Annotated in this window: 16 protein-coding genes; 9 read left to right on the top strand and 7 right to left on the bottom strand. The window is 62.9% G+C overall.

The window, feature by feature from the left end; translation table 11 throughout:
• Positions 1 to 7: 7 nt before the first annotated feature.
• Positions 8 to 1,354, bottom strand: coding sequence for an acetyl-CoA carboxylase biotin carboxylase subunit (gene accC, locus AX756_RS17470; protein WP_068314596.1), 1,347 nt, complete (start codon positions 1,352 to 1,354; stop codon positions 8 to 10).
• Positions 1,354 to 1,839, bottom strand: coding sequence for an acetyl-CoA carboxylase biotin carboxyl carrier protein (gene accB, locus AX756_RS17465; protein ID WP_068314592.1), 486 nt, complete (start codon positions 1,837 to 1,839; stop codon positions 1,354 to 1,356). Before accB ends, accC begins: the two co-directional genes overlap by 1 nt.
• A 431-nt stretch (positions 1,840 to 2,270) precedes the next feature.
• Here accB and AX756_RS17460 point away from each other — a divergent pair, with 431 nt between their 5' ends.
• Together AX756_RS17460 and preA are read left to right on the top strand one after the other, a co-directional pair.
• The gene (locus AX756_RS17460; protein ID WP_068314589.1) at positions 2,271 to 3,620 is read left to right on the top strand and encodes an NAD(P)-dependent oxidoreductase; all 1,350 of its coding nucleotides are present in this window, start codon (positions 2,271 to 2,273) and stop codon (positions 3,618 to 3,620) included.
• 13 nt (positions 3,621 to 3,633) lie between these two features.
• Positions 3,634 to 4,938, top strand: coding sequence for an NAD-dependent dihydropyrimidine dehydrogenase subunit PreA (gene preA, locus AX756_RS17455; protein WP_068314580.1), 1,305 nt, complete (start codon positions 3,634 to 3,636; stop codon positions 4,936 to 4,938).
• Positions 4,939 to 5,072: 134 nt separating this feature from the next.
• On the opposite strand, the gene AX756_RS17450 is transcribed toward preA, so the two are convergent.
• Positions 5,073 to 5,711 carry a TetR family transcriptional regulator C-terminal domain-containing protein gene (locus tag AX756_RS17450; protein WP_068314578.1) on the bottom strand — a complete coding sequence of 213 codons (639 nt, stop codon included), beginning with the start codon at positions 5,709 to 5,711 and terminating at the stop codon, positions 5,073 to 5,075.
• A gap of 179 nt (positions 5,712 to 5,890) precedes the next feature.
• On the opposite strand from AX756_RS17450, the gene aptA reads away from it, so the two are divergent.
• The 7 genes from aptA (at position 5,891) to AX756_RS17415 (ending at position 13,833) form a co-directional block, all read left to right on the top strand.
• Entirely contained in the window at positions 5,891 to 7,216 is a 1,326-nt protein-coding gene (gene aptA, locus AX756_RS17445) for an omega-aminotransferase AptA (RefSeq protein ID WP_068314576.1), read from the top strand.
• Between the two features lie 18 nt (positions 7,217 to 7,234).
• Positions 7,235 to 8,485, top strand: a complete 1,251-nt coding sequence (locus AX756_RS17440; protein WP_068314572.1) for a Zn-dependent hydrolase — start codon at positions 7,235 to 7,237, stop codon at positions 8,483 to 8,485.
• A gap of 110 nt (positions 8,486 to 8,595) precedes the next feature.
• Entirely contained in the window at positions 8,596 to 10,047 is a 1,452-nt protein-coding gene (hydA, locus tag AX756_RS17435) for a dihydropyrimidinase (protein WP_068314570.1), read from the top strand.
• Positions 10,048 to 10,079: 32 nt separating this feature from the next.
• Entirely contained in the window at positions 10,080 to 10,865 is a 786-nt protein-coding gene (locus AX756_RS17430) for an ABC transporter ATP-binding protein (RefSeq protein ID WP_231701090.1), read from the top strand.
• 8 nt (positions 10,866 to 10,873) lie between these two features.
• Positions 10,874 to 11,863, top strand: a complete 990-nt coding sequence (locus tag AX756_RS17425) for an ABC transporter permease (RefSeq protein WP_082739166.1) — start codon at positions 10,874 to 10,876, stop codon at positions 11,861 to 11,863.
• Positions 11,864 to 11,956: 93 nt separating this feature from the next.
• Positions 11,957 to 12,814 carry an ABC transporter permease gene (locus AX756_RS17420; protein WP_068314565.1) on the top strand — a complete coding sequence of 286 codons (858 nt, stop codon included), beginning with the start codon at positions 11,957 to 11,959 and terminating at the stop codon, positions 12,812 to 12,814.
• A 35-nt stretch (positions 12,815 to 12,849) separates the two neighbouring features.
• Positions 12,850 to 13,833 carry an ABC transporter substrate-binding protein gene (locus tag AX756_RS17415; RefSeq protein WP_068314548.1) on the top strand — a complete coding sequence of 328 codons (984 nt, stop codon included), beginning with the start codon at positions 12,850 to 12,852 and terminating at the stop codon, positions 13,831 to 13,833.
• A 93-nt stretch (positions 13,834 to 13,926) separates the two neighbouring features.
• Here AX756_RS17415 and AX756_RS17410 read toward each other — a convergent pair whose 3' ends face one another.
• The 4 genes from AX756_RS17410 to AX756_RS17395 all read right to left on the bottom strand — a co-directional run bounded on the left by AX756_RS17410 (position 13,927) and on the right by AX756_RS17395 (position 17,923).
• The gene (locus AX756_RS17410) at positions 13,927 to 14,541 is read right to left on the bottom strand and encodes a hypothetical protein (RefSeq protein ID WP_156461546.1); all 615 of its coding nucleotides are present in this window, start codon (positions 14,539 to 14,541) and stop codon (positions 13,927 to 13,929) included.
• A gap of 511 nt (positions 14,542 to 15,052) precedes the next feature.
• Entirely contained in the window at positions 15,053 to 15,568 is a 516-nt protein-coding gene (locus AX756_RS17405; RefSeq protein ID WP_068314535.1) for a hypothetical protein, read from the bottom strand.
• Positions 15,569 to 15,737: 169 nt separating this feature from the next.
• Positions 15,738 to 16,619, bottom strand: a complete 882-nt coding sequence (locus AX756_RS17400; protein ID WP_068314528.1) for an NAD(P)-dependent oxidoreductase — start codon at positions 16,617 to 16,619, stop codon at positions 15,738 to 15,740.
• 77 nt (positions 16,620 to 16,696) lie between these two features.
• Positions 16,697 to 17,923, bottom strand: coding sequence for an MFS transporter (locus tag AX756_RS17395; RefSeq protein ID WP_068314525.1), 1,227 nt, complete (start codon positions 17,921 to 17,923; stop codon positions 16,697 to 16,699).
• Positions 17,924 to 17,964: the final 41 nt, after the last annotated feature.

Below are 17,964 nucleotides of genomic sequence, written 5' to 3'. Positions count from 1 at the left end.
GGCCGGCCTAGCCGCCATGGGCGGCGAGCCATTTCTCCAGCCAGTGGATGTCGTAATTCCCCGACCGGATATCCGGCTCCCGAAGCAGCGCATCGAAGAGCGGCAGCGTGGTGTCGATCCCCTCGATCACGATCTCGCTCAGCGCGCGGGAAAGGCGCGAGAGCGCTTCCTCGCGGTCGCGGCCATGCACGATCAGCTTGCCAATGAGCGAGTCGTAATAGGGCGGGATCGTGTAGCCGCCATAGAGCGCCGAATCCATCCGCACGCCCAGGCCACCGGGGGCATGATACATGCCGATCTTGCCGGGGGAGGGGACAAAGTTGGGCAGCTTCTCTGCGTTGATACGCACCTCGATCGAATGCCCGTTCACCACGAGGTCGTCCTGCTCGAAGGAGAGCGGAAGCCCTTGGGCAACCCGGATCTGCTCGCGCACGAGATCGACGCCGAAGATACCCTCGGTCACCGGATGTTCCACCTGAAGGCGGGTGTTCATCTCGATGAAATAGAACTCGTCATTCTCGTAGAGAAACTCGATCGTGCCCGCGCCGACATAGTTGATGCGGGCAACCGCGTCGGCACAGACCTTGCCGATCCGGGCCCGCGTCTCGGCATCGATAACCGGCCCCGGCGCTTCTTCCAGAACCTTCTGGTGCCGGCGCTGCAGTGAGCAGTCCCGCTCGCCCAGATGCACGGCCTTGCCCTTGCCATCGCCAAAGACCTGGATCTCGATATGGCGAGGTTTGCCGAGATATTTCTCGAGATAGACTTCGGCATTGCCGAAATTGGCCTTGCCCTCGGCCCGCGCGGTCCGGAAAGCCGTTTCCAGCTCCTCCGGCGTCTTGGCGAGCTTCATGCCCTTGCCGCCGCCGCCGGCCGTGGCCTTGATGATGACCGGATAGCCGATCTCTTCGGCCACCGTCACCGCGGTCTCGTAATCAGGAACCCCGCCTTCGGAGCCGGGAACCACCGGCACGCCAAGCGCCTTCATGGTCTCCTTGGCGGTGATCTTGTCGCCCATGACGCGGATATGTTCCGCGGTCGGGCCGATGAAGCTCAGGCCGTGATCTTCGACGATCTGCACGAAGGCCGCGTTTTCCGACAGGAAGCCATAGCCCGGATGGATCGCATCCGCCCCGGTGATCTCGCAGGCGGAGATTATGGCCGGGAAAGACAGGTAGCTGTGAGTCGAGGAGGGCGGGCCGATGCACACGCTCTCGTCGGCCAGCCGCACATGCATCGCATCGGCGTCGGCCGTGGAATGGACCGCGACCGACTTGATGCCCATCTCGGCACAGGCGCGGATGACTCGTAGGGCGATCTCGCCCCGGTTCGCGATCAGGATTTTCTCGAACATTACTCGATGATCATCAGCGGGGCGCCGAATTCAACCGCGGCGCCGTTTTCAACCAGAATGCGTTTCACGGTACCCGCCTTGGGCGCCGGGATCTGGTTCATGGTCTTCATCGCTTCAACGATCAGCAGGGTCTGGCCTTCGGAGACCTGGTCGCCGACGGAAACGAAATCCGGCGCGCCCGGTTCGGAGGCGAGATAGACCGTGCCAACCATGGGAGAGGTAACGGCGCCGGGAAGTTGCGCGGGATCCTCGACCGGGGTTGCCTCAGGCAGGGCCGCGGCGGGCGCGGCAGCGGGGGCTGCGGCAGGGGCGGCATAGGCGACCGGTGCCGGGGCGGCCATGATTTGCCGGCTGACCCGAACATTCAGGCTGTCATTGTCGCCATATTCTCGCATGACCTCGACTTCCGTCAGATCGTTTGCACGCAGCAGCTCCGCAAGCGCCTCGATGAAGGCGACATCTGCGTCCTGACTCTTGCTGGTCATGTGGCCATGCCTCTCTCTGGATTTGGAAAACTGCCTTGCATTTAGACGAAGCTCGCTCCGGATAAAAGAGACGTTGCGGCATTTCCGTGCATTGTCGGTGTGGCGAATAGGTGTCCAACGGCGAAATGGGGGCGTTGCCCCCCCCCCCGCTCTGACGAGCGCTGCCCACCACAATATTTCGGGAAAGCGGAAAAGACGCCATCTTCTCTCAACGGCCCCAGGATATTTTGGCCGAAGGCACGATCCAAAGGAAAAGAGTGTACACGTGCGTGCGTCCGGGCTGTGAGTGTTGCTGATTTTGGCGTCACGTCGCCAAATAGTTGTGCATCCGGTCGCTTGTGTGGGGCTGCCAGAAAATTTACCGTTTGATAAAAAAATTCGACTGTGCCAGCCTTGATTGAAAGAAACTGTCTCCAGCAGGGATTTGCGCGATGCAAAATAGCCAGAGAACGCCAGGGGTCGTGCCCGGACGGCTTGACCAGGCCGCTTACCGAAGCAATTTCGACGATCTCCACCCGCCGCTTGATGCCCACGAGGCAAGCGTGGCCGCCGATCGTTGTTATTTCTGTTACGACGCGCCCTGCACGACGGCCTGTCCGACCGAGATCGACATTCCGCTCTTCATTCGCCAGATCCAATCGGGGGATGCGGATAACGCGGCAGAGACGATCCTGACCCAGAATATCCTGGGTGGGATGTGCGCGCGGGTCTGTCCGACGGAGACGCTTTGCGAGGAGGCCTGCGTCCGGCAGGCCGCCGAGGGCAGTCCCGTCGTGATCGGCCAGCTTCAGCGCTATGCGACGGACCACCTGATGGAGCGCGGGCTGCACCCGTTCGAGAGAGACACGCCGACAGGACGCCGCGTGGCCGTGATTGGCGCCGGTCCGGCGGGGCTGGCCTGTGCGCACAGATTGGCGATGCATGGCCATTCCGTCGTCATCTTCGATGCGCGCGAGAAAGCCGGCGGGCTCAACGAGTTCGGAATCGCGGCCTACAAGGCGGCAAACCGGTTCGCGGAGGCAGAGGTCGAGTGGCTTCTGAAAATCGGCGGGATCGAGATCCGCTACGGCGAGAAGCTCGGCGAGGGCCTGCTGCTGGAAGAGTTGCAGGAAAGCTATGACGCGGTTTTCCTCGGCATGGGACTTGCGGGAGTGAATGCGCTTCGGACCGAGGGCGAGGAGCATGCGCATGTCCGCGATGCGGTCGATTTCATCGCCGAGTTGCGCCAGGCGGACGATCTCGCATCCTTGCCCGTGGGGCGCGATGTGGTCGTGATCGGTGGCGGCATGACGGCTGTCGATGCCGCCATCCAGTCCAAGCTGCTCGGGGCGGAAAACGTCACAATGGTCTATCGCCGTAGCCGGGACCGGCTTTCCGCGTCGACCTTCGAGCAGGAACTGGCCACGGCCAAGGGGGTGAAGATCGTGCTCAACGCGCAGCCCGTGGCGTTCAACAGCGAGGATGGCAAGACGGTGTCCTCCGTTACATTCGCCTATACCGAAGACAGCGCCACTGGCTTCCACCTGTCCGACGAGACCTTCACCCTCAAGGCGGACCAGGTGTTCAAGGCCATCGGGCAGTCGCTAAAGGGCGTGCCTGGCGTGGTGGAGATCAAGAGCGGCAAGATTGTCGTGGATGAGAAGGGGCGCAGTTCGGTCTCGGGCGTCTGGGCCGGGGGCGACTGCGCCAGCGGCGGCGACGACCTTACGGTGACAGCGGTGGCCAATGGCCGGGACGCGGCGGAAGATATTCACGTAAGCCTGACCGGCGTGGCCGGCTGAGGGAGACGGACAAATGGCAAATCTCGCGAGCGAATTCGTCGGCATCAAGTCGCCCAACCCGTTCTGGCTGGCCTCAGCGCCGCCAACGGACAAAGAATACAATGTCCGCCGCGCCTTCGAGGCCGGTTGGGGCGGTGTCGTGTGGAAGACACTGGGCTCGGAAGGTCCGCCGGTGGTGAACGTCAACGGGCCGCGCTACGGCGCGATCTGGGGCGCGGACCGGCGCCTGATCGGGCTCAACAATATCGAGCTGATCACCGACCGGCCGCTGCAGCAGAACCTGCAGGAGATCAAGGCGGTGAAGCGCGACTACCCGGACCGGGCCGTCGTGGTGAGCCTCATGGTGCCCTGCGAGGAGGAGGCCTGGAAGGCCATCCTGCCGGTTGTCGAGGAGACCGGCGCCGACGGGATCGAGCTGAATTTCGGCTGCCCGCATGGCATGGCCGAGCGCGGCATGGGGTCTGCCGTGGGGCAGGTGCCGGAGTATATCGAGATGGTCACCCGCTGGTGCAAGCAGAACACCCGCATGCCGGTGATCGTGAAGCTGACGCCCAACATCACCAATGTCGTCTACCCGGCCGAGGCCGCCAAGCGCGGTGGCGCGGATGCGGTGAGCTTGATCAACACGATCAACTCCATCACCTCGGTCAATCTCGACGCGATGGCGCCTGAGCCGATGATCGACGGCAAGGGCACCCATGGCGGCTATTGCGGCCCGGCCGTGAAGCCGATCGCGCTCAACATGGTGGCCGAGATCGCGCGCCATGCCGAAACCGCCGACCTGCCAATCTCCGGCATCGGGGGCGTGACGACCTGGCGCGATGCGGCGGAGTTCATGGCGCTCGGCGCGGGCAATGTGCAGGTCTGCACGGCGGTCATGACCTATGGTTTCCGCATCGTCGAGGAGATGATCGCCGGCCTGTCAGGCTGGATGGACGAGAAGGGCTATGGCTCGACCGCCGAGATCGTCGGCAAGGCCGTTCCCAACGTCACCGACTGGCAATACCTGAATCTCAACTACGTCGCCAAAGCCGAGATCGATCAGGATGCCTGCATCAAATGTGGCCGCTGCTATGCCGCCTGCGAGGACACCTCGCACCAGGCGATCCTGATGAAGGAAGGCCGTGTCTTCGAAGTCGATGACAGCGAATGCGTGGCCTGCAACCTGTGCGTCAATGTCTGCCCGGTCGAGGATTGCATTACCATGCGCCCGCTGGCCAAGGGGGAAGTGGATGAGCGCACGGGCGAGCCGGTTGGAGACTACACCAACTGGACCGAGCATCCGAACAATCCGGGTGCCAGCTGTGCCGCGGAATAGCATTTAAGGGCAAACCGATCATGGAAAGGGGGCTACGGCCCCCTTTTTCATTGTCTTTTGAGCGATGGAATGAGGGAACGAGACTTGCAGGGACGGCATCAGGGGGATTTGTCCCTCATGCTCTTGCGCGCCTTTCAGTCTTCCGCCAGCTTCAACATCCGCGTGAAGAGCGTCACCAGGTAACGCTCCGCTTCCGGGAATGGGTCCGTCTCGCCCTTGGGCAACAGGGTGCGCACCTGAACGTCGAAATCGGCGTAATGCTGCGTCAAAGACCAGATCGAGAAGATCAGGTGGTAGGGATGAACCTGTGCGATCCGTCCGCCATCGACCCAATCCTGGATGAGCTTGGCTTTTTCGTCGACCAAGGGTTTGAGTTCCTGCTCCAGAACCCCGTCCAGTCGCGGGCCACCCTGGAGAATCTCGTTTGCAAACAAGCGGCTCTCGCGTGGCATCTGGCGGCTCATTTCGAGCTTGCGGCGGACGTAGTCGAGGATCTCCGTGATCGGTTCTCCCTTGGGGTCCAGCTTGCGCAGCGGTGCCAGCCAGGTATCCAGCAGCCCGGTCAGAAGGGCCGTGTGCATGGCCTCCTTGGTCGGGAAATAATAGAGAAGGTTGGGCTTCGACAGCCCGGCCGCCTGTGCGATCTGGTCCACGGTTGCGCCGCGAAAGCCGCGCGCGGAAAAGACATCCAGCGCCGCTTCCAAAATCGCCTCGTGATTGCGTTTCTGGATTCGGGTTTCGGGTTTTCTCGCCTGGGCTCGCGGTGAGTTCATGTTGCGCTCAATTTTCCATCATTCAGGCTGAAATCTCGTGGGCATTTTGGGCCGCTGCACAGATTTCAGCCATTTCCTTGACTGGATACAACCTCGTGGTAGCGTGTTCCTGACCAATTGGTCAAACATATTGGCAAGCTGGCCGACCGAAACACGCGGCAGCCAACAGGGGAACAAAAATGGCGCTCGATCGCAAACCCGCTCCGAACGATCTTTCTGCATTCTGGATGCCGTTCACCGCCAACCGCCAGTTCAAGAAGGCGCCGCGCATGTTCGTCTCCGCTGATGGCATGTTCTACAAGACGGATGATGGCCGCGAGGTGCTGGATGGTACGGCGGGGCTGTGGTGCTGCAACGCGGGCCATAACCGGCCGAAGATCGTCGAGGCGATCCGGCAGCAGGCGGGCGAGTTGGATTACGCCCCGGCCTTCCAGATGGGCCACCCCAAGGCGTTCGAGCTGGCCAGTGCGGTTCGGGACATGGCGCCGGAGCCGTTCGAGCATGTCTTCTTCACCAATTCCGGCTCCGAATCCGTCGAGACCGCGCTGAAGATTGCGCTCGCCTATCATCGCGCCCGCGGCGAGGGGCAGCGGACGCGGCTGATCGGGCGCGAGCGCGGCTATCACGGAGTGAATTTCGGCGGAATCTCGGTGGGTGGCATCGTCAACAACCGCAAGTTCTTCGGTTCGCTGCTGACAGGCGTGGACCATTTGCCGGCGACCCACCTGCCGGAAAACGCGATGACGCGCGGCCAGCCGGAACATGGCGCCTGGCTCGCCGAGGAGTTGGAAGCGATCTGCACCCTGCACGGGCCCGAAAACATCGCGGCGGTGATCGTCGAGCCGATGGCCGGCTCCACCGGCGTGCTGTTGCCGCCCAAGGGCTATCTGGAGAAGCTGCGCGAGATCTGCACCAAGCACGGCATCCTGCTGATCTTTGACGAGGTCATCACCGGGTTTGGCCGGCTTGGCTCCTCTTTCGCCGCCGAGCATTTCGGCGTCATGCCGGACCTGATCACAACCGCCAAGGGGCTGACAAACGGTGTCATCCCGATGGGCGCGGTGCTGGCCACGGCGCAGATCCACGATGCCTTCATGACCGGCCCCGAGCACATGATCGAGCTCTTCCACGGGTATACCTATTCCGGCAACCCGATTGCCTCCGCCGCCGGGCTTGCCACGCTGCAGACCTATCGCGAGGAGGGGCTGTTCGAACGCGCAGCGGAGCTCGCGCCCTATTGGGAAGACGGGCTGCACGCGCTGGCCGATTGCCCGCACGTGATCGACATCCGCAACATGGGCCTGATCGGCGCCATCGAGCTTGAACCGATTGCCGGTGCGCCGACCAAGCGGGCCTTCCAGGCCTTCCTCGATGCCTATGACAAGGGCTGCCTGATCCGCACCACGGGCGACATCATCGCGCTCAGCCCGCCGCTCATCATCGAGAAATCGCATATCGATCAACTCTTTGGCACGCTGCGTGACGTGCTGACCGCCCTCGACTGACACGGAAAGGTAAAGTGTATGGCCGCTCCCGGTGAAAACCTGAAAATCAATGGCTCCCGGCTTTGGGACTCGCTCATGGAAATGGCCAAGATCGGGCCGGGTATCGCGGGTGGCAACAACCGCCAGACGCTGACCGATGACGACGCCACGGGCCGGGCGTTGTTCCAGAAATGGTGCGAGGAAGCGGGCATGAGCATGGGGGTCGACCAGATCGGCAACATGTTCGCCTATCGCGAGGGCACGGATCCCGACGCGCTGCCGGTTTATGCTGGCTCGCATCTCGATACCCAGCCGACGGGCGGCAAATATGACGGCGTTCTGGGCGTGCTCGGCGCGCTGGAGGCCGTGCGCTCGATGAACGATCTCGGCATCAAGACCAAGCACCCTATCGTGGTGGTCAACTGGACCAACGAAGAGGGCACCCGTTATGCCCCGGCCATGCTGGCCTCGGGCGTTTTCGCGGGCAAGCATCAGCTGGACTGGGCCTATGATCGGGTCGATGCCGAGGGCAAGCGTTTCGGCGACGAGCTTGAACGGATCGGCTGGAAGGGCGACGAGGAGGTCGGTGCGCGCAAGATCCACGCGCTTTTTGAGCTGCATATCGAGCAGGGGCCGATCCTCGAGGCCGAGGGCAAGGATATCGGCGTCGTCACCCACGGGCAGGGGCTGCGCTGGATCGAATGCACGGTTACCGGCAAGGAGAGCCATACCGGCTCCACGCCGATGCCGATGCGGCTCAATGCCGGGCGCGGGCTGGCGCGGGTCACCGAGCTGGTCCACGAGATCGCCATGAAGCATCAGCCGAACTCGGTGGGCGCCATTGGCCATATCGACGTCTACCCGAATTCGCGCAACATCATCCCCGGCAAGGTCGTCTTTACCGTCGATTTCCGCTCGCATATCCAGGAGACCATCGATGCGATGCTGGAGGAGTTCTACGAGCGCGCCCCCAAGCTCTGCGAGGAGATCGGTGTGAGCTTCGAGAGCAAGATCTCGGGCAGTTTCGATCCGCCCGCCTTCAACGAAGATTGCGTGAAAGCGGTGCGCGCCGCAGCGGAGCGGTTGGGGTATTCGCACATGGATATCGTCTCGGGCGCCGGTCACGACGCCTGCTGGATCAACGACGTGGCGCCGACCTCGATGATCATGTGCCCCTGTGTGGACGGGCTTTCGCATAACGAGGCCGAGGATATCTCGCCGGAATGGGCCGAGGCCGGGGCGAATGTGCTCTTCCACGCGGTGCTGGAGACAGCGGAGATCGTGGAGTGATGTGACCCGGGCGGGGGGCGCTGCCCTCCGTGCCCCCCGGGATATTTATGAACAGATGATGGGGTTGCAGGCGGCCGAAAGGGAGCCGCAGCCGGACAGGGAGACAGAGAATGAGCACAGTCATCAAGAACGGGACCATTGTCACCGCCGATCTGACCTACAAGTCGGACGTGTTGGTCGACGGCGGCAAGATCGTGGCCATCGGCGAGGGGCTGGTGGGCGACAAGGAGCTGGATGCCACCGGCTGCTACGTGATGCCGGGCGGGATTGACCCGCATACCCATCTGGAGATGCCCTTCATGGGCACCTATTCCAGCGATGATTTCGAGAGCGGAACCCGCGCGGCGCTGGCCGGCGGCACGACGATGGTCGTGGATTTCGCGCTGCCCAGCCCCGGGCAGGGGCTGCTCGACGCGATGCAGATGTGGGACAACAAGTCGACCCGCGCCAATTGCGACTATTCCTTCCACATGGCGATCACATGGTGGGGCGAGCAGGTCTTCAACGAGATGGAGGCCGTGGTCGGGCGCGGCATCAACACCTTCAAGCATTTCATGGCCTACAAGGGCGCGCTGATGGTGAATGACGACGAACTTTATGCGTCTTTCCAGCGCTGCGCCGAGCTGGGCGCGACGCCGCTGGTCCATGCCGAGAATGGTGATGTGGTGGCCGAGCTTCAGGCCAAGCTGTTGGCGGCGGGCAATAACGGGCCGGAGGCGCATGCCTATTCGCGTCCCAGCCAGGTCGAGGGCGAGGCAACGAACCGTGCGATCATGATTGCCGACATGGCCGGCGCGCCGCTCTACGTGGTGCATACCTCCTGCGAGGAAGCGCATGAGGCGATCCGGCGGGCCAAGATGGCCGGCAAGCGGGTCTGGGGCGAGCCGCTGATCCAGCACCTGACGCTGGACGAGAGCGAATATGCCAACCCCGACTGGGACCATGCCGCGCGCCGCGTGATGTCGCCGCCCTTCCGGGACAAGAAGCACCAGGATTCGCTCTGGGCCGGCTTGCAGTCGGGCACGCTCTCCTGTGTGGCGACGGATCATTGCGCCTTTACCACCGAGCAGAAGCGGTTCGGCGTGGGCGATTTCACCAAGATCCCGAACGGGACCGGCGGGCTGGAGGACCGGATGCCGATGCTCTGGACCCACGGCGTCGAGACCGGGCGGCTGACACCGAATGAATTTGTCGCCGTAACCTCGACAAATATCGCGAAAATTCTGAACTGCTACCCGAAGAAGGGTGCGATCCTCGTTGGCGCGGATGCCGATATCGTCGTCTGGGACCCGGAGAAGACCAAGACCATCTCGGCCAGCACGCAGCAATCGGCCATCGACTACAACGTTTTCGAGGGCAAGGAAGTGAAGGGCCTGCCGCGCTACACGCTGACGCGCGGGCAGGTGGCCGTGACCGATGGCGAGATGACCTGCGAGAGCGGGCATGGCGAGTTTGTCGCCCGTGAGCCGAACGGCACCGTCAACAAGGCGCTCTCGACCTGGAAGGAGCTGACCGCGCCGCGGCCGGTGGTGCGCTCGGGTATTCCGGCAAGCGGGGTCTGATGGCGCCCCTGGACGAAGAGAGGATAAACGACGTGGCGCAAGAGCCTGTGATCGTTGCTGAAAAGCTCGATCTGACATTTCAGACGAATGACGGGGCCGTGCAGGCTTTGCGTGACGTCAACCTGACGATCAACAAGGGAGATTTTGTTTCCTTCATCGGCCCGTCGGGCTGTGGCAAGACCACGTTCCTGCGGGTGGTGGCGGCGCTGGAGCATCCGACGGGCGGCGAGATCTCGGTCAACGGGATGACGCCGGACGAGGCGCGACGACAGCGCGCCTATGGCTATGTGTTCCAGGCGGCGGGGCTCTACCCGTGGCGGACGATTGCGAAGAACATCAAGCTACCGCTTGAAATCATGGGTTTTTCCAAGGAGAGCCAACAGGAGCACCTGGAGAAGGTGCTCAAGCTGGTCGACCTGGAAGGGTTTGGCGAGAAATTCCCCTGGCAATTGTCTGGCGGGATGCAGCAGCGGGCCTCGATTGCCCGAGCGCTGGCTTTCGACGCCGATATCCTGCTGATGGACGAGCCCTTCGGGGCGCTGGACGAGATCGTGCGGGACCACCTGAACGAACAGTTGCTGGCGCTCTGGAACCGGACGGGCAAGACGATCGGTTTCGTGACACATTCCATTCCGGAGGCGGTGTACCTGTCGACCAGGATCGTGGTGATGTCGCCGCGTCCGGGGCGGATCACGGATGTGATCGAGAGCACGCTGCCGCAGGAGCGGCCGCTGGATATCCGCGATACGCCGGAATTCCTCGAAATCGCCCATCGCGTGCGCGAAGGCCTCAGAGCAGGGCACGCCTATGACGATTGAGATGTGCCATGTCTGATGCAGCAATTGCGCCCGCGGCGGGCGGGTTCGGTGCAGGGGCGCGAGCGGTTCGGGACGTTGTCCTGCCGGTTTTCGTGGTCGTCGCCGTCATTGTCGCGCTCTGGTACGTGGCCTGCGTGCCGATGAACATCAAGGAGGCGCTGACCCAAGCCGAGCGCGGCGGGGCGGTGATCAACCCCGAAGGCGCCAGGGAGCGGCGCGACATGTCCGCCATCGGGTTGGTGTTCAAGAATCCGAGCTATGCCGCGGACACACTGAACCAGGAACGGCCGCGGCTTCCGGCGCCGCACCAGGTGGGGCGGGAGCTTTGGAAAACGACTGGCGCGATGGTGCTGACGGGGCGGGGGTTTTCCAAGCGCTCGCTGATCTACCATGGCTGGGTGACGCTCTCGGCGACGGTCCTGGGCTTCGTTATCGGCACGGTGGCGGGCGTCGGGCTGGCCATCGGGATCGTGCATAGCAGGGTGATGAACATGGCAGTGATGCCTTGGGCGATTGCCAGCCAGACCATTCCAATCCTGGCCATCGCGCCGATGATCATCGTGGTTCTGAACTCGATCGGCGTAACGGGGCTGCTGCCCAAGGCGCTGATCTCGGCTTACCTGAGCTTCTTCCCGGTTGCGGTCGGCATGGTGAAGGGGCTGCGCAGCCCGGACAACATGCAGCTTGACCTGCTTTCGACCTATAGCGCGTCGAAATCGGAGACATTCTGGAAGCTGAGGCTGCCCTCCTCGATGCCGTATTTCTTTACCTCGATGAAGATCGCCATGGCGGCGTCGCTGGTTGGTGCCATCGTGGGCGAGCTGCCGACAGGTGCCGTGCGCGGGCTTGGCGCGCGGCTGCTGGCGGGCAGTTATTACGGGCAGACCGTGCAGATCTGGGCGGCGCTCTTCGCGGCGGCGATCCTGGCGGCGGTGCTGGTGGGAATGATCGGGATGCTCCAGCGGGTGACGTTGAAGAAGATGGGGATGGTGCATTGAGTATGCTCAACCCTGAAATCAGCGGTCGCGCGCGTTGTGAGGTCGGGATCCTCCGGCGGGAGAAGTCTCGCCAAGAAGACGGAGGGTTTGGGCATGGATTTTGAATGGCTTTTGGGTTCTCTGGCCACGATCCTGGCGATCTCCTATGTCAATTTGCAGGTCGCCAATGGCGACGGTCGGGATCAAGCAATCTCGCGGTTCTTCGTTCCGGTCATGTTTGGCGTGGGCCTGCTGGTGCTCTGGGAAGGGCTGGTGCAGGGGCTGGGGGTGCCCAGTGTGATACTGCCCGCACCATCGGCGATCTGGGCCAAGTTCTTGCAGAGCACGCATACGCTCTGGATCGATTTCGTGCAGACCTTCGTGAAGGGCGCGCTGTCGGGCTACGTGATGGGAACGATCGCGGCCTTTGCCGTGGCGCTGCTGGTGGACAGGAGCGACTTCCTGCGCCGGGGCCTGTTGCCCGTGGGCAATTTCATGGCTGCCCTTCCGATCATCGGTATCGCTCCAATTCTGGTCATGTGGTTCGGTTTTGACTGGCAGTCCAAGGCGGCGGTGGTTGTTGTCATGGTGTTTTTCCCGATCCTGGTGAACACCGTGGAGGGATTGCGGGCGACGGAACGGATGCAACGTGACCTGATGAAAACCTATGCGGCCTCCTATTGGCAGACGCTTTTCAAGCTGCGCTTGCCCGCGGCCATGCCCTTCATCTTCAACGGGTTGAAAATCGCAACCACGCTGGCGCTGATCGGTGCTATCGTGGCGGAATTCTTCGGCTCGCCCATCAAGGGGATGGGCTTCCGCATATCAACCGAAGTCGGGCGCCTGGCGCTCGACATGGTCTGGGCCGAGATCCTCGTGGCCGCAATCGCGGGCTCGGCATTCTACGGACTTGTCGCTCTCATCGAGCGGCGGGTCACCTTCTGGCACCCGTCACAAAGACGGGGCCGGTAAACCCATCCAACGGGAAACAACGGAGAGGTAATATCATGAAGAAGATTTTTGCAGGCGCCGTATCGGCCATTGCCCTTGCCACGGCCGCGCAGGCCGCCGACGAGGTGACGCTGCAGCTCAAATGGGTCACTCAGGCCCAGTTCGCCGGTTACTATGTGGCCGCCGACAAGGGGTTCTACGAGGAGGAAGGGCTCGACGTGACCATCAAGCCCGGCGGTCCCGACATTGCACCGGCGCAGGTGATCGCCGGTGGCGGCGCCGACGTGGTGCTGGACTGGATGCCCTCCGCGCTTGCCTCGCGTGAAAAGGGCCTGCCCATCGTCAACATCGCCCAGCCCTTCAAGAGTTCTGGCATGATGCTGACCTGCTGGAAGGATACCGGGATCGAGAAGCCCGAGGATCTGAAGGGCAAGACAATCGGCGTGTGGTTCTTCGGCAATGAATACCCGTTCCTGAGCTGGATGTCCTCGCTCGGCATCGGCACCGAAGGCGGCGATGACGGCGTGACCGTGCTCAAGCAGGGCTTCAATGTCGACCCGCTGCTGCAGCGCCAGGCTGATTGCATCTCGACCATGACCTATAACGAGTATTGGCAGGTGATCGATGCCGGCGTGACGCCGGAGGAACTGATCACCTTCAAATACGAGGACCAGGGCGTGGCGACGCTCGAGGACGGCATCTACGTGATGGAAGAGAACCTCGCGGACCCGGCCTTCGAGGACAAGATGGTGCGCTTCGTGAAGGCCTCCATGAAGGGCTGGAAATACGCCGAGGAGAACCCGGACGAGGCGGCAATGATCGTGCTCGACAATGACGAGACCGGAGCGCAGACCGAGACCCACCAGAAGCGGATGATGGGCGAGATCGCCAAGCTCACCGCCGGTTCCAACGGCACGCTGGACGAGGCCGATTACACCCGCACCGTTGAGACGCTGCTGGGAGGCGGCTCGGACCCGGTCATCACCAAGGAGCCGGAAGGCGCCTGGACGCATCAGATAACGGACAAGGCTCTGAACTGATCGGGCCAGTATGAACGAAGGCAGCGCCGCTCCCCCCCGGGGGCGGCGCTGTCGCGTTTGAGCTATGCTTTATGCAAACGTTTGGCGATCCGATCAGCCGTAAACGCGGCCGAACGACAAGGCCAGGCCGGCGAAGCGCCGAATTGCCTCGATGGCCGGGTTGTGCAGGCCGGGCAGCGGTTCCAGGGCCGAACGTAGCAACACATCGCTGGACGATACCGCCATTGCTATCCGCTCGTAATGCGCAGCCATCTTCGGTGGACCATAGGAGCGCAGCAGCAGGCTCTCGGTCTCATCGAGGACCGCTTGGGCTTCGGCATTTGCCTCGGCTCGTGCGGATTGCTTGATCGCCTTGTAGGTGCGGTTACCGATCCGCGAGGGCGGTTGCGCAGGGTCGACATGCCGTTCGACCACCGCGGCCATCTTCTGGCCAGCCATCGCCAGGATCTCTTGTGCAGGCTCAAGTTCCCGGTAGCGTACCTTGGCCTGAGAGGCCTCGGTGAAACCCTGGGCAAGGCAGTCATAGCGATAGATCCACGGAATCAGTGCGCAGCGTTCCTTGCCTTCCTTCAGCTTGAGAAGGATCAGCGCGGTACCTTGCGAGGCGGCCTCGCCCTTTCTTTCGCCGCCATAAGAGCTTTCGCCGCCCAATTCATCCGAACTGGCGAGAACCGTTCCTCCCGCGAGGCAGGCGGCAAATACCAGCATAGTGAGCTGTCCAATCCGTTTGCCGAGTATCGATCGTGCATATTCCAAGATCATGGCGTACCCTCCAGAAAGCCGCCCGGCTTAAAATATGATTGCGACCTCTGGACCGAGAGCCCTGGATCGTTTGGCGGCCGGGTTCGACTCCCTTTATTATAACGCAAAAAGCGCCGAAATTCATGACAGAATGTCGCTAAGTGGCCCGATGTCTTGGAAAAACAGGCCTCGATTCTCTGTTGGGCGCTGCCCGCCCCGGTGAAGGCGTGGGAAGAAGCGTCGGTTCGGATCTCGCTGGCCGCTGAACCGACTCACCTCGGGTTGCCCCAAGGGCAGTCGAGCGGTGCCCAGCCATGCTCTGATTGCCGGGAAAGAGCGCGCCCCGCGTTGCCCAGTCTGGCCGGTCGGCAAGTGTCGCGACCTCAGCGACGCCGCCTGTCAGACGCCAATTTGCTCCGTAGGTCCCCTCGACACGAGGGGGGGGCGAGCGTGGCCGGCCGTCCCCCCGTTCGGTCTGTCAGCCGGATACCTCTTGCGCCTCCTCTTGCGGGTCTTCGGTGGCGTGCTCGGGCGGTTGCTCCGAACTGGCCGGGGCGGAGCTCTGGCGAGGCTCTTGCGCCTTTTCGACAGGGTCGACAGCCGCCTCCGGGCGTTCCTCCGGGCTTTGCTTCTTTTCCTGTTCCGCCAGTTCGGCCTTCAGGTCCGCGTTCTCCTGCCGCAGGCGCTGGATTTCGGCCGTGATCTCGCTCGGGACCGCGGCATAGCTTTTCAGGGGCGGGACCGGGGCCTCGCGGCGATCTTGCGAGTTCGGCTCGGAGGCGACCGAAGCGCTTGTCCGTGCGGCCTGACGATAGAGCGCTTCGGGATCGGTTTCGGTGGCATCTACGCGACTGGTGCCCAGAACCGGACGCAGGGCGACGCGGTTCACCATGTCCGGAACGCTGCGCGTTTGACCGCAGCGTTCCGCCGTGGCGGCCGGAATGGTTTCTGGCTGCGCGGCGCCTTGCTGTGCCGCAAGAGCACGAGATGGCATTCCAGTCGATTGCGTTCCCGTGCCGGGATGCGCGAATGGGAGCGGCCCATTACCTATCAAAATCATCTTGGGTCCCCTCTTCAGGAACCCCCACCCGACAGGCATCATGTAACGGATTGTCTGAAGACTCCGTTAAGCCGGCCGGGTTTTTGTCCCGCGCTTTTGCGCGTTATTTCATGTCGCGGGTCAGGAAATCGATGAGCTGGGGCACCATCAGGTCGCCCTGGCCGCCATCCTGAACCTCTTTCAAGGTCTCGGCGGTGCCACGGGCGATTTTCGAGGGCGCGCCGAGCGCATCGGACATTTCGCGGAAATACCCGACATCCTTCAGGCCGTTATTGATCGAGAAAGCCAGGTCGATCTGGCCATCAACGGCATAGGACTTGATGAAATCCATCATGCCGGAATGGAGCGGGCCGCTGGACATGACATTGTAGAGTTTCTCGCGCTCGATGCCGGAACGGTCGGCGATGCCGAAGGCTTCCGCCATGGCGCTGGCCGTCGTCATGGCGAAGAAATTGTTGATCAGCTTGATCGTGTGCCCCGTTCCGAGTGCACCGAGATGGAAGACGTTCTCGCCGAGCACGTCGAGCACCGGCTTGACCTTGTCGAACGCCTCCTTGTCGCCAGAACACATGATGTTTAGCTGGCCCTTCTTGGCATGCGCCGGGGTGCGGCCAAGCGGGGCGTCCAGATAGGTGGCGCCCTTCTCGGCCAGATCCGCACCGATCTTGCGGGTGGAATCGGGGATCGAGGTGCCGAAATCGATCACGACGCTGCCGGGGCGGATGCCGGCCAGAACGCCGTCATCGCCGTAGATGCGGGATTCGACGTTGGCGGTGGTGTCGACGCAGAGCATGACGATATCGCTGGCCGCAGCCAACTCGGCGGTGCTGGTGGCTTCGGTCGCGCCGCGCGCAACGGCGGCGTCGATGGCGGTGCGGGACCGGTTGGCGATGACGACCATCGGGTAGCCGTTTTCCTGAAGGCACTCGACCATCGCCGCGCCCATGAGGCCGAGGCCGATGAAACCGATTGTTGGTTTGCTCATCCGGATCTCCTGTGAATGCAAAGGGTCTTTGGCCGCACCCTACTATGCTAGTCGGGCATATCAAGCGGATCTCGCCGTCAATCGCGTTTCTCTCGCTGGCGGCGGGTCAGCCGGCCAATGGTGAAGGAGGTGCGCGGTACGTAGACATAGGCTGTACGCTCTTCGACCGTTGGACGCGCGCGCATCCGGGCGAGGCCGAAGACGACCAGTATGCCATGTGCCACCGCGATCATGATGAACAGCGCCGACGGACCGTAAGCCGCGATCAGGCTGGAAGAAAACAGCGGCGCGCCGATGGCGCCGAGTGCGAAAAAGAACATCAGGGCGGCCGATAGCTCTACGCGCTGGTGGCTTTCGGCGAAGTCATGCGCGTGGGCGGCGGAGACCGAATAGATCGGGAAGCTGGTCAGCCCGAAGACCATGGCATTGGCAAAGATCACCGCATCGCTGGCCGTTCCGATGGAGATCGTGGCCATGCAACTGCCGATGGAGGCCACCGACAGCCCGATCAGGACCCAGCGGCGGTCGAACTTGTCGGCAAGCCAGCCGACGGGGAACTGCGCCACCGCGCCCCCAAGAACCCATGCGGCCAGGAACCAGGCGATCTGGTCGCTCGACAGGCCGACCTCCTGTCCATAGACCGGCCCGATCATCCTGAAGGACGCGCTCGACACCGCGGCCACGATAACGCCCGCCGCCGAGAGCGGCGACAATCGCAGGGCAAGGCCCGGGCGCAGCCGGGGCGCCTGCGGCGTGCGGGGTTGGCGGACGGTGGAAAGCGTGATCGGCAGCAGCGCAGCACAGCACAGGATCGCCAGCAGGTTGTAGGAGACATAGCTCGCCGGCTCCAGCACGCCGATCAGCAGCTGCGCGAAGAGCGAGCCCGTCATGTCCACCACCCGGTAGATGCTCATCACCCGGCCGCGATTCGCGTTGCGCAGCTTGGATTGCAGCCAGGCCTCGATAACCGTGTAGCAGCCCGCGATGCATATCCCCGTCGCCACCCGCATCAGCGACCAGGCCCAAGGGTCGATCACCAGCATGTGCGCCATAAGCCCGATGGCTCCGGCGGCGGTAAAGGCTGCGAAGGCGCGCGAATGGCCGACCGATCCCATCAGGCGTGGGGCCCACCAGCAGCCAATGAAGAAGCCGAAGAAATGGGCCGAGCCGAGCAGGCCGACCTGCGCGGTGGAAAAACCGAGCTGGATACCGGAGAGCGCATCCAGCGGCCCAACGCCGCCCGAAGAGAGCTGGAGCAGGAACACGGAAAGAAAGAGGGCTGCGAAAGAAATCAGGAGGCGCATGGGAAGAGGTCCGGAACCGGTACCGTACAGGAATGGACCGT

Source organism: Aliiruegeria sabulilitoris (assembly GCF_001558155.1).
GTDB classification, from domain to species: Bacteria; Pseudomonadota; Alphaproteobacteria; order Rhodobacterales; family Rhodobacteraceae; genus Tropicimonas; species Tropicimonas sabulilitoris.
This window is presented reverse-complemented; position numbering and strand designations above follow the sequence as displayed.